Genomic DNA, 12,590 nt, shown 5'->3' with positions numbered 1-12,590 from the left:
CGTTAAGCGTCAATTTACACTTCTGTTTTTAATAATAAACCTGACATTTCAGCAAACTTTTCAGCGAGTTTGAGTGCCTCTTCTGACGGAAGTTGGCGGATCACTTCACCTGATTGAGTATCGGTAACACTGATGACCGTTTTACCGCTGTCCTCATGCACCTGAAATTGAATGCTTTTATGTGAAAGCGCCATCATTTCAGTCAGTTCATGTGCCGTTTCTTCTAAAGCGCCAATATTTGCCGCCTTTGCCGCTTCCTCGACACGAGGATGGCCTTGTTCAGACTCAGGAACAGCTTGCTGCTCGTGTTTCTGCAAAGGTGCTGCGTCAATTTGCTGATTAACTTTTTTATCATTAGCAACATTTGAGCCAGTTGCCACTGTGTTCATGTCCATTTGCCTTCTCCTTACGGAAATTTAATCCTAATACTTCTTTCTATCGAGTGATTAGGAACCTAGGACTTGTTGTGTACTTAGGTTCTGCTCACTCGTTTTGTGTCGAGATCACATTTACCACCAATTGGTTTTCTCGTTCTCTACTTTATCGGCGGGTATCATAAAAACTTTATGGTTTTGTTTTTTATTGCGTATTAATGAAACTTCTTCGAAGTTTAAAAGTCGTGAGGAACTGTTGTCGCCTGCAGGGTTACATGTTTATTTATTGAAGATATGCGGTATAAGGGCTGGGTCATCCCATTGAAGCTGTTGAAGATATTTTTGAATATGAAATGACGTAAGCCTGACAGGGATGTCAGGCTAGACTCAGTGGGACAGGACGTCCCATCTGAGGCGTTAGTTATTTATTCAAAAATATCTGAAACGCTTAGCTTCGTTGGGGCGGCATGGGGTTTCCAAAGGGGCGTTTGCTGGAGAACGCCCCTTTGGGCAGTGTGGTGTGCAGCACCACGACTTTATAGATTTCGAAGAAATCTCATCCCTAGTCGAATTCGAATGTAAAAGAGCCACTCAAACGAGTGACTCTTTTAAAGTCGCTAGATTATCGACATACAGGACTGTCGTTATTTCATTTCCAGCCCACGTTGGTATGACGGTAGAATTTATTGTAACAATGACAACGCAATCTGCGGGATTTGGTTCGCTTGCACCAACATCGCAGAAGACGATTGCAACAGGATTTGCTGCTTAGTCATCTCAGAAGTCTCACGAGCAAAATCCACATCCAAAATACGACTACGTGCATCTGACACGTTGTTTTGGATATTTGCAAGGTTGTCCATGGTATAGCTGATACGGTTTTGAATCGCACCCAAATCTGCACGCTCATTATCAATAGATACTAATGCTGCATCAATGACAGCTAGTGCACTTTGAGCACCGGTATCGGTTCCAATATCTATCGAATTCACACTAAGTAAAGGTAACCATTCACCAGCCCCGTATTGACTTTTCAAATAAACAGTGAAACTTACTTGCGGGGTGGTACTTGTGTCACAAAACAATGGCAAGCTTGTAGTTATAAATGCCAATAAACGGGAGTTTGAGATTGTCAATACCCCTCTGGTGAATGCTTACAAGTAAAGATGCTGTGCTCGCAAGATCTGCTGCACTACTGTCTAATTCTAGTGCTGTGGTTCCTTCATCTACTGTAGCACTTGTAAATACCACGCTGAAATCAGTACGTGTTGTTGTCTCAGCAGCAGCTGCTACTGGAATAGAATCTACATCGGGTGTTTGATTTGCATTATCAAAAGTTGACGCACTATTCGTACCATCATTTATTTGAAAACTACCAACAACAGTTGTATTACTTCCACCAGTATTAACAACTGTACCTGCTGTGACAGAAAAAGATGAAGTTCCACTTGCAGTTAAAACAACAATATCACTATCATTTGGATCTAGTGAAGCCGTGATATTTGTATTCGATGCCGTAGTCATAGCAGCATTAATAGCTGTAACAAGAGTACCTGCGTTTTCGGTTGATGTATTATCAAAAGTAACGTTTTCTCCATCAATTGCAACGACAACTGAATCACCAGATTCCAGTCTATTAATATTTTCTATCGTAATTGTATTTGATGCTAGAACTTCAGGAGTAACCGTAACGTCACCACCAGAAACCGTAACTCCACTAATTCCATCAACTCCATTTATTGCAGCTTCAAGACCTGCAGCATCGAGCGACCCACTAGCACCCGCCGCACCGATAGTAATTTCAGTATCTGTCGTACCTAAAGTCAGAGTTGTACTTGTAGATGTTCCATCTATCGTTTTAATAGCGTTACCTGTTACGCCTAATACACTTCTACCAATTTGATCTCCTGAAATATCACTCAAACTCACACCAATCGTTTCATTCGCATTCGCACCAACTTGGAACTGACGTGTACCAAAATTACCATCGAATAACTTAACGTCACCAAATTGAGTTTTATCAGCAATTCGAGTCAACTCAGACTGGAGTGATGTAATTTCCTTCTGCAGGTTTGCTCTATCAGACGCAGAGTTTGAACCATTCGCTGATTGCAGTGCTAAATCACGCATACGCTGTAAGATGTTGGTTGAAGTCTGCATCGCACCTTCAGCCGTTTGTGCAATCGAAATACCATCATTCGCATTACGACGTGCTACATCCATACCACGGATTTGCGATGTTAGACGGTTTGAGATTGCAAGACCTGCTGCATCATCTTTTGCAGAGTTAATGCGTAGACCAGATGAAAGGCGCTGCATAGATTGAGCAACCATTGAGTTTGCACGGTTGGTGTTTCCTTGAGCGCGCATTGCTGTCACGTTTGTGTTTACAGTAATAGGCATTATGTTGTCCTCTTAAGTCCTTGATTGACACCAACCGCGGAGAGAACTTTTGATGATTTATCTTTTAGGTGTTGTATGTCTTACCCATTTTCACGAGTGACTGCAGCAGCCGTGAAATACAACACAAGGGAACAAATAGAAGCTTTTATTGAACATAAAAGCCGTATCAGCATCCTTGCTAACTAAAAGATCGCAAACCCTCGCAATCCACACCGTGATTGGATTACCGACTACTGCAAATGCAACAGACGATTTTTTAACCACAAACTTGTTAGCGGACAATATTCAGCCAACTTGAGAAATAAAAGATTAACTTTTGTTAATGTTTCTTAAGCTATCAACATTGGAGGCAACACATAAAGAGAATCGTTAACTGGCAAAAAAAATAACCCCGAGCAACAAAGCTCAGGGTTAACCAAAACGAGGGTGATGGTTGTAAAGTCAATAGCTCGAAATAGGGTAAGCTACTGACATCAATTAAGAACTGCTATAACTGGAGAGTGTAAGCGGATTTGCCTATCTAAGATAAAAGGGGTCGTTTCTTATCTTAAATATGGAATCAAATCATCCTTAATTAACTGACCACCATTCTATGGAATTGAATAAAATGTGCAATATTCGTAAATAAAAATTCACTGTTTTGAAACATTCAAATAACTGTTTGAATAGGCCCTAAAACAAAACAAGATACTGATTTGTATACAAAATCCAAAAAATGAATATTAGATTTTGCTAATCAGTATCTTGTTTACAGAACAATGTTTCCGATTTTTCAATCTAAACAAGGCTAAAAACTTCTATAAAACAATTACTTTCGTTCAGAATACAGGTCTTGAAGCTTGCGATCCCAGTAAGGGACTTCGCCAATATGTTCTTTAATGAACTCAATAAAGGCGCTGACTTTTGGAGCCAGATGCTTACGGCGAGGATAAACCGCTTGCAGTGGTAGGTGATGCGTCATTTGCCAATCTCTTAAAATTGGAACTAACGTACCTTTTTCGATTTCATCTTCAAGTAAATAAGAGGCAAGATAAACGACACCTAACCCACTGATAGCAGCAGATTTAAGTGCTGGCGCATTATCAACGCGGAAGTTACCTGAAACACTGATCTCACAGTAATCTTCACCACGTTTGAATTGCCACACGCTATGCTCATGCCACTCACCTTGATACACTAAACAATTGTGGTCGACTAACTCTTCTGGTCGAGTTGGCTCACCGTTATTAGCAATGTATTCTGGCGATGCCACCAAAACAAACTGACTCTTCATCAGCGGGCGTGCCACCATACCAAGAGGCAGTTGCTCAGACATCGTCAATAGAAGATCTAGCCCTTCATTCACAACATCGACTTTATGGTCAAGTAAACTCACCTGAAGCTCAAGTTCAGGATGACGCATCATAAAATCTGGCAATGCAGGAATTAAATGCATCGTACCAAACGATTGAGAGATACCGACTTTTAAAACACCACGAGTTGATTCATTTAAGTTATGAACACTGGCAACGGATTGTTCAACATCTCGTAATAACTCTTCACCTTGTTCATAGAGAAGAGTACCCGCTTCAGTTAAGCTCAAACTGCGTGTCGTTCTTTGAATGAGTTGAATGCCAAGTTTGTGCTCAAGATCTGCGACCTGAGTGCTCACTTTTGATTTGGAAATGCCCAATTTACGGGCGGCTGCACTAAAGCTACCCGCACGGGCAACATGGGTAAAAATGGCGATTGGTTCTAATAGTTCTAACATTAAAGCCGCCTCAAGTAACGCAAGATTAGTTAAGTGTTCTGTTACCTAAATATCAGAGTAATCGTGATAAAAATCAGACTTTCCTCAACGTTTAGACAACATCGCTTTTATTTTTATTGATAATTCTTGACTAGTTATGTCAGGAATTATGCTTATTTCGTTAGAAGTATATCAAAATGAGGTTACATTATTCTAGTATTAGAAACACAGTGTTTACCATTAAGTTGTTATTATATTGTTAGTTTCCGACATTTACGCTGGCAAAAAACATTATCGCAAGACAAACATACAGTAATTACTCTACTTTCAACGTTAAACCCTTTAATTTAGCAATAAGTTCAGTAGATGCTGAATTAAAGGCTATAGGCTGTGCTCTTTTATGAACTTTCATCAATAAAAACTGCGTATAAGATTTTTTATGATTCCCGACATTTTCTGCAAACAATTCGAGGTTTTTATAGGTGTATTTTAATTGGCACGAGCCAACGGCCAATGTGTTTGAATAGTATTCGTTTAAAGACAAGTTTTTAACGGCTACTGCCGTTCCTGCCAACTCATCTTGGGTTTGTAAATGATTTTGACTCACCCAATGCGAGATTTGAAGCAGTGCTGCTGGGTGTGAAACTACCGTCTTTGGTGTTTTCGATTCATCCTTGAGAATATAAGCGCAAAATTTTATGGATAACTCAACATGCCCTAATACACGATCAATCTTATAGTCTTGAAGTGCTTGTACTGCTTGAGGAACCAACTGTCCTTTGAGCGATGAATTTGATACGGCTGTGAACACAAGTGTGGAGTGTTCTACACCTAACTTAAAAGTATTATTAAGTGTGCCAGTGAATGTTGGAGTGAGTAGTAACTTAGGATGACGCTTCGTGAACTTTTGAATTGCAAGATCATTAAAGCTACCTTTTGAAGCTTGAACATAAACCGTTTGAGCCAATGCTGAAAACGTACTGAAAATCAAAAGTAAAAACACAGTCACAGATTTCATACAATGTTCTATACCCATGATACCTGAAGATGCTCGATTTCAGCGAGAATGCACAACTTGTTAATCAAGACGACGGTGTGCAGCAATAGTGAGCTATTGTTAGCACTGGCAACGAAGAGTAACAAGCTGTGCAACTCGCACTGCGTGGACTTCTCATCGCCAATTCTTCTTTGTTACATTAGCTCGAAAGAATCCCGATATTCCTTCCCTAATGCGCCTCAAAGAATTGCCGCTGAAAAAGTCCTGAAACATGCATCTTCAAGTACCATATATGGGTATATAAGTTGAGTGTTACCTCAGTATTAGCGGTAACACTCATCAATAAAAGACTTTAATTTCTGACTTTCAACATATATTCAGCTACTGCGAGTCGAGTCGTTTCATCTAAATAGTTCTGTGGCGGCATTTCGGGATAATCTTCACGCTTCTTAATTGGTTTAGCGATATACTCAGCGAGTCCTTTAGGATTATCCATATAAAGCGCTTGTATAATTTGAACCGGTGGGCCGATCATTCGACCACTGTAGGTGTGACAACCTGTGCAAATACCTAAATAAGCCACTTTACCTTTGTCTTCGAGTGCAATCTCTCTCGCAGGGACGGGCTCATCGAGTAAATAAGTGTCTACTGAATCCGTGTTATTGAAGTTACACTCAGCCCAATCATTTACACCTACAGTAATATAGCGGTGGCGATTAATGATGCATGAGTCACGGTGATCCCCTACACGAATGATATCTGGGTTTCCGCCCTTAAACTCGGTTAATAACAGCGCTTTCGCTTCATCAATGGTGTCATAACCGTTGTTCGCCATTAGGTTATCTAAAATCATGACCTTGTCCGGTGTAGGGTCTGACTCAGGATCAATGGTGGTATTGGGTGCGTTTTCATGATCCGTAATAATAATGCCAGCAGTTTTATTACCGGTAATGATGTTGCCTTCAACGATAACTTCATCAGCCGCCATGATTAATATTCCTGTTCCCGCTGGAATACCTGAAACCGTCGAGCCTGGAGCACCAAAGTTTGCAGTATTATTGTTTACGATAAAGTTATTTCTGAAAATCACGTCTCTGGTTGTTTTTATCGGTAAGCCGGGTGTAATAAAAGCCAGTAAGCCACCCGTGTTGTCATGAACATAATTGTTTTCGACTATGGCATGTCTTGAGTTTTCTATCTCGATACCTGCAACGCTATCAAAAACTTCGTTATGTGCGACATGAATGTTATCGCTCATCCCTACATAGATGGCAGCATCCTCAATGCCTGATACAACGTTATGCTCAACGACACCGTTTTTCCCTAATTGCGGAAATATGCCATAAACGCCAGTATCGACAATGATGTTATTACGGATCTCAAAATTGTTACCCGCTTGTCCCATCACACCATTGCCTTTGTATTTAGTGATGTACAAGTTCTCAACAACGATATTGTTACCCGAATAAAGGATTGCGTCATTGAGCTTTCCCTTACCATCTAAAACTGCACGCTTACCTTCTTGAATCACCCCAATAATGCGGATGTCGTTTTTATCAATATAAACGGTTTCATGGTACAAGCCGGGCATGATTTGTATGGTGTCACCAGAATTAGCAGCTTTGACTGCCTTCATGATGGAGTCGCCATCCTCCACAATATGAGTTTTACCCTCGATAGCATTTTTAACGACACTTTTACTATTACCTTTATCTTTATCTGCCGACTCATCGTAACCACCAATATAACTTGTATCCTGATGGCTCGAAGTCAGTACAGGTTGTACTTTAGATTTCTCTAGATACATTCCACCTGCAAATGCACCAACGATTAGCAGTGGAACCAGGAGCTTTTTGGTATCCATAATTATTCTTCTCCGTTCTTTGTAATTTTAAATCCGTTTCTTTGTTGTTGAAAATTCGAATCAATAACAGGTAAACCAGAAGGCACACTCATTGGTGTTTGTGGAGTTAAGCTTTCATCTTCTAATGCACCAAGAAAAGTGACGATAAGGTCGATTTCCTCATCCGTCAGGTTGGGCTCCCAAATGTGCCAGTGCAATTGAAGGTTTTCTCCTTCCGGTACCGCATGGCCTCGCCCCTTGTTATAAAACTCAACAGAGTCTCTTAGCTTCTCAAAATGGCCAGCATGCATGTAAGGCGCCGTTTTTGTAATATTCCGCAGTGTGGGAACTTTGAATCCTCCCCGTAACTTTTCAGCTTTAAAGGTTTTTTGTGCACCAATATCTCTTGGCGTACCTTCAGGATCAGCCACACCAATAACCGCTACTTGATTGTTAGTGAATAACGGCGGTTGATGGCACTCTGAACAGCGGGCGACGAATGATCGGAAAATGTTATGCCCCTTAATCTCATCCTCCGTTAAAGCTTGATGATAACCATGCGCGTACTGATCATAGCGGCTATTCAGCGAGATTAACGAAGCCTGAAACGCTGATAAAGCGGTGTAGATATTATTGAGTGTAATCTCGTTTGATTGTGGAAATGCTTGCTGAAATAACAACTGATATTTTCTATTTCCGTTCAGTTTTATCATCAGTTTTTCTGGCGTATTTCCCATTTCTTTCGGATCGAAAAGAGGGCCTTCTGCTTGTCTTTCTAGCGTGGTCGCCCTTGCATCCCAAAAGAATTTATCTAAAAAGGCCATATTCCATAAGGTAGGAGCAGAACGGCTAACTTTTTCTCCTGTTACTCCAACACTTCTATCCAGTCCGTCAGCAAGTCCTTTGTCAGGGCGATGGCAGCTTGCACAAGATAGCGAATTATCTTTAGATAAGATTGGATCAAAAAATAAGTATCGTCCTAAGTCTATTTGTTGAGGCGTAAAACCATCACGGTATTTAGGTAAAGCGGTTTGCGTTCCACCAACCCCTCTGCCTTGAACCGAATCATAGAATTGATAACGAGTAACAAGCTTGCAAACACCATTCACGTTTTCAAAGCTTGGTGGGCAATTGGACGATAACGTTATTGCGTGAGCTGACGCTATACTCATAAACAACACGACAAGTGTGAAATATTTAAAGCTTCGAAACATAATTTAAAATATCCCCAAGCTCTTTGTCGTTGACGATTTTTGACATCATCGCCATTTGACGGCCAACTTTATCATCTTGTGCGTAACCTCGAATGCCTGTTTTGAAATGACTCATTTGGCGTTGTAAATATTCAATACCTAAACCTGCCAATCTAGGCGCTGAAAACGCTTGGTTTCCCTCAGCCACACCACCATGGCATGCACCACATTTTGCTTGATAATAACGATAGCCATTCATGTGTTCTGTGGTGGTATTAACTTGATTACTGGAAGTGTTAAATGAAGAAATGTATTCGGAGAGTTCAATGATATCCTTATCAGATAACGGTTTCATCATTGCCGCCATCTGCTTACCAAGCAGATCTTTTGCTTTAACTCCACGTCTTCCATGCTTAAAATCCTGAAGTTGTTTTTGCAGATACCAAGCATGTTGACCTGCAATTTCAGGCGCATGAATAGCCTCGTTACCTTGCCCTTGTTCACCATGACAAGCAGTACAACTTTGATAAAGTTCACTCGGTTGTTTCGCCTCAAGATTTAAAGCGAGACCTATTGTAAACACAAACAATAGCGTTAAATTATAATTTTTATTCCTCATGAAGCACGGTTCCAATTTGCGACATCACGTAGAAACAATATATGGGTTGTTGTGCAGTAATGCTGACGGAAAAATAAAAAAAGCTGACGGATTCTATAAATCGTCAGCTTTTATAAGGGAAGGAAGTGCATAAGCAATATTAATTAACCTGAACTCGGGATAATTAGAGGGCGTTCTCCATTAACTATTTCGATTTTCTGTTTATTCAAGGCGACGAATATGAAGTGCAGTTGTTACTGTGTTCCTACATAAACATTCAGCAACACAGAAACTCTTTATTTCAAAGAACGAAAAAATAAACACAGCCCTTCGGGTTACTCTTAAAATTGACTAACCCTTCGTGATTCATTTTTCGTTTAGTTCACTAAAATCCCTTCCTTCGTGCCTAGATTTTGCCAATTTTAGGCAGTAACAAATAGAAATGACTCATTTAGAACGCCTTCTAGGTTGGAGTATTGTTGCGCTTTTACGATTTCACACTAACCTATTGCGTGTTTACGATACTCTGTTGGCGTCTTACCATGCGTTTCTTTAAAGGCTTTGTTGAATGAACTTAGCGATCTAAACCCACTCTCTAGCGCCATTGTTAATACAGGAATTTGATTAAACTCCAGCAGTTCTAGCTTTTCAGTGACTTCTTTTATGCGGTAATAATTGAGAAAATCATTGAAATTGCGGTAATTTAATTCACCATTGATGATATTCCTAAGCTTGTATTCATGTATCGAAACATGCTTTGCCAACTTTGCTATGGTCAGCCCTTCTTGCTGATAAAATTTCTCTGCTTCCATTGCAGTCAAAATTCGTTTTAATTCTGCTCTAGGTTGCGCTTCAAGATCAGTTGATTCAGGCACTTTAGGTTCTTTTGAAGCAAAAAACACATCGTATTTAACATCAACTAAAAAGAAATTAATCACAGTGACCAGTAAGACCAACAACACACCTTTCACGGGTTCAAAACCTTGCCAGCTCAGTTGTAGCACTTGTTCGAATATAATAATAAAACCGATGTAAATAGCAGCAAGACTTAAAACAGCTCCACGAATGTATCGCCGTTCTTGCACCAAATCATCTCGCCAATGAGTAATAGCAATACATAAAGCATGTAACAACAACCCTAACTCCAAAACGAGTTGAATATAGTTGAATGGCTTAACTAAAATACCGCCAACACCCATGTCAAAATTAAGTGCAGCAGAAGTGCCGTTAACCACAACAGGCAGTAACAAAGTACTTGAGCCAACAAGATAGTGCCATGTTCGAAATCGTTTATTCTCTCCGAATACGCTGTAACTTACGAGCCAAAAAACACCAAGCAATGCGTTACTTGTAATAAAATCGATAACTAAAAAAATATTTTTTGATTCAGGAGAGGAATACAAACGACCAAGCACATAACCGCAGCCACAACCCATTAGTAGAATAAAAAACCAGACAGGCTGACTTCTTGGAAATTGCTTTAATAGAATTAAAACGCAGAAACACATCTGAGCAAAAGCGAAGTGATAAAGTAACGTTGTTAACATGCTATTTGTCTTTATAGTTATATCATCTTCTCGTCACTATACAGTCTGTTAATTTAATTTAACACATAGAAACATTGATACAACAAACAGGTTTGATTGATATGTGTAACTCATTATACCTTTATTAACAGAAAGGGAGATTCAAAGGTAAAATGATGAAGTTTCTTTAATATTTACACAGTTAACAACCATTTTTTTAAAAAAGTTTACCTTTATTACACCAATATTTCCGGAAAATATTATCTATTTTGATTACTCATGTGGTTCAAAAGTGGTTCAAATGTGGTTCACACATTTAAAAACGGCCGTAACAGTGCTACATCTCGTAATCAGCCGAAAAAATTAGCATACAAAGTTCTATTTTGAACTGTCTCAAATGAAAGATCTTTAATGTAATGTTCACAATTGCTGGTGATATAGTGTTCAAAAATTTCTAACCAATATGCAAAAAGGTAACATTATGCCAGGATCAGCCCCAGCATCAGGGATGTTACAAATTGCATGGAGCAATCAAAATCATATTACTCATTTAAATGGTGACTTAGGTCACTTTTTAAGTAATTCAACATTCTCTACTTCTCGAGTAGATGAAAGAGGAGAAGCATCAAATTTAAAATACAGTGTTAAGTTCAAGACAAATGCTGATTGCGAAGTTACTCCTGAATTTGAAGCTAGAGGCTTAGTTAGCTTTTTCAGCCACCATGAAGATACTGCAAGAGAGTTAGGGAAAGTTGTTGAGCACCCAGAAGAGACCTTCATAACGATTACAGGCAACCTAGATTGCGAAAGCAAGCATATTCGTGTACAGAATGAACAGGCATATTTAGATCTTAGGCCAGGCCAAAGGTTTACCGTTGCTTATAAACGCACTCCTGATGCATACGCTGCATTTGTCACAATGGATAAAGCAGGTGTTATAGGAATTCAATCGATGCACAGTATCGAAGGTGAAGAAGGAGAAAATAAACTAGAACCCATTGAAGAACACTTCCCTCTCAAGGTTGTTCATGATTTAACAGGAGCGTCTGGAAAAAACTCTCCTAAAGCTATCATTGATGAAAAGGCTGATGCACGTTTATTAGCGATTATACAAGATATTGCCGATGGCAAAGTTGATGAGTATGGTACAGAAGTCATGGTGCCAGCAAATAGTGACGAAGCAAAGGTGCCTCATACAGCCCCAGCTCTACCTAGTGAGCTAGGGCAAGCCCCTACCCCACCACCACCCCCACCTGTATCTGCGCCTACACCACCAATAGCAGTATCAACAACTGGCCCTGCTACCACTAAACCAGCAGGTATAGGAGAGTTATTAACAGCCATTGAAGGAGGTGTGCAGCTGAAGAAAGTCGATCATGACGCGGAAGCAGAGGCAAGAAAAGCTCATAAACAGGAAAATCTGACACCTATGGATATAATGGCTAATGCAATGAAAGCAAGAGCCCATGCGATGCGTCGAGATTCTCTTGAATCGCAAGAATCAACGGAAGACACTGATGGAGGAGTGATGTCTAAGCCATTGCCAGACATTACCGATAGTATGACTCCAAAAGAGTTAGCTCAAGCAATTCAAACATATACGGAAGCAGCATACGGACCGAATACTGATGAAGTTGATTCATAGCAAGAGCAACAAATTATATTAACAATGCAGTTTGATGACTCACTACCTTTGCCGGCAAGCACAACCGCAACAACGTTAGCTAAAACTGGTACAGAGTAGTAAATTACAACTTGCTTCATTAATAAGCGCCCACAAATTAATGGGCGCATATTTTTTTGTGGGACTGATCAGATCTATATGATCTAAAGTCACAAATACAAGCGAGCTCGCCAGAGCAGGAAGTCCAACTCTGGTGATAAATATCAAAAGCAAATTTGTTTTTAGTGAGCGTTTCCAGAAGGA

The 12,590-nt window shown here is 40.0% G+C and carries 10 protein-coding genes and 1 pseudogene; 1 reads left to right on the top strand and 10 read right to left on the bottom strand.

Going from position 1 to position 12,590, the window contains the following annotated elements:
* Nucleotides 1-14: 14 nt before the first annotated feature.
* The 9 genes and pseudogenes from JQC92_RS09250 to JQC92_RS09210 all read right to left on the bottom strand — a co-directional run bounded on the left by JQC92_RS09250 (nt 15) and on the right by JQC92_RS09210 (nt 10,684).
* Nucleotides 15-395, bottom strand: coding sequence for a flagellar protein FlaG (locus JQC92_RS09250; RefSeq protein WP_204999385.1), 381 nt, complete (start codon nt 393-395; stop codon nt 15-17).
* A gap of 662 nt (nt 396-1,057) precedes the next feature.
* Nucleotides 1,058-1,366, bottom strand: a pseudogene (locus JQC92_RS09245) (flagellin); the annotation flags it as partial.
* A gap of 82 nt (nt 1,367-1,448) precedes the next feature.
* A complete protein-coding gene (locus tag JQC92_RS09240; protein ID WP_204999383.1) occupies nt 1,449-2,777 on the bottom strand; it encodes a flagellin N-terminal helical domain-containing protein in 1,329 nt (442 codons plus the stop codon).
* Between the two features lie 808 nt (nt 2,778-3,585).
* On the bottom strand, nt 3,586-4,527 hold the full coding sequence (locus JQC92_RS09235; RefSeq protein WP_204999382.1) for a LysR family transcriptional regulator: 942 nt from the start codon (nt 4,525-4,527) through the stop codon (nt 3,586-3,588).
* Nucleotides 4,528-4,822: 295 nt separating this feature from the next.
* Nucleotides 4,823-5,524, bottom strand: a complete 702-nt coding sequence (locus JQC92_RS09230) for a prephenate dehydratase domain-containing protein (RefSeq protein ID WP_204999381.1) — start codon at nt 5,522-5,524, stop codon at nt 4,823-4,825.
* 331 nt (nt 5,525-5,855) lie between these two features.
* Nucleotides 5,856-7,367: a parallel beta-helix domain-containing protein gene (locus JQC92_RS09225; RefSeq protein ID WP_204999380.1), complete on the bottom strand. Its 1,512-nt coding sequence runs from the start codon at nt 7,365-7,367 to the stop codon at nt 5,856-5,858.
* A 2-nt stretch (nt 7,368-7,369) separates the two neighbouring features.
* Nucleotides 7,370-8,518: a cytochrome-c peroxidase gene (locus JQC92_RS09220; protein WP_239480489.1), complete on the bottom strand. Its 1,149-nt coding sequence runs from the start codon at nt 8,516-8,518 to the stop codon at nt 7,370-7,372.
* A gap of 25 nt (nt 8,519-8,543) precedes the next feature.
* Complete coding sequence (locus JQC92_RS09215) at nt 8,544-9,158, bottom strand: c-type cytochrome (RefSeq protein ID WP_204999378.1); 615 nt, start codon at nt 9,156-9,158, stop codon at nt 8,544-8,546.
* Between the two features lie 479 nt (nt 9,159-9,637).
* A complete protein-coding gene (locus JQC92_RS09210) occupies nt 9,638-10,684 on the bottom strand; it encodes a helix-turn-helix domain-containing protein (protein WP_204999377.1) in 1,047 nt (348 codons plus the stop codon).
* Nucleotides 10,685-11,144: 460 nt separating this feature from the next.
* Here JQC92_RS09210 and JQC92_RS09205 point away from each other — a divergent pair, with 460 nt between their 5' ends.
* Nucleotides 11,145-12,308: a hypothetical protein gene (locus JQC92_RS09205; RefSeq protein WP_204999376.1), complete on the top strand. Its 1,164-nt coding sequence runs from the start codon at nt 11,145-11,147 to the stop codon at nt 12,306-12,308.
* A gap of 75 nt (nt 12,309-12,383) precedes the next feature.
* On the opposite strand, the gene JQC92_RS09200 is transcribed toward JQC92_RS09205, so the two are convergent.
* Nucleotides 12,384-12,590, bottom strand: a 207-nt coding sequence (locus JQC92_RS09200; RefSeq protein ID WP_204999375.1) for a hypothetical protein, incomplete at its 5' end; no start/stop codon positions are given.

The organism is Parashewanella hymeniacidonis, from assembly GCF_016900895.1.
Classification (GTDB): Bacteria; Pseudomonadota; Gammaproteobacteria; order Enterobacterales; family Shewanellaceae; genus Parashewanella; species Parashewanella hymeniacidonis.
Note: the sequence above shows the minus strand (reverse complement) of the source record. Positions and strands in the feature narration are given on the sequence as shown.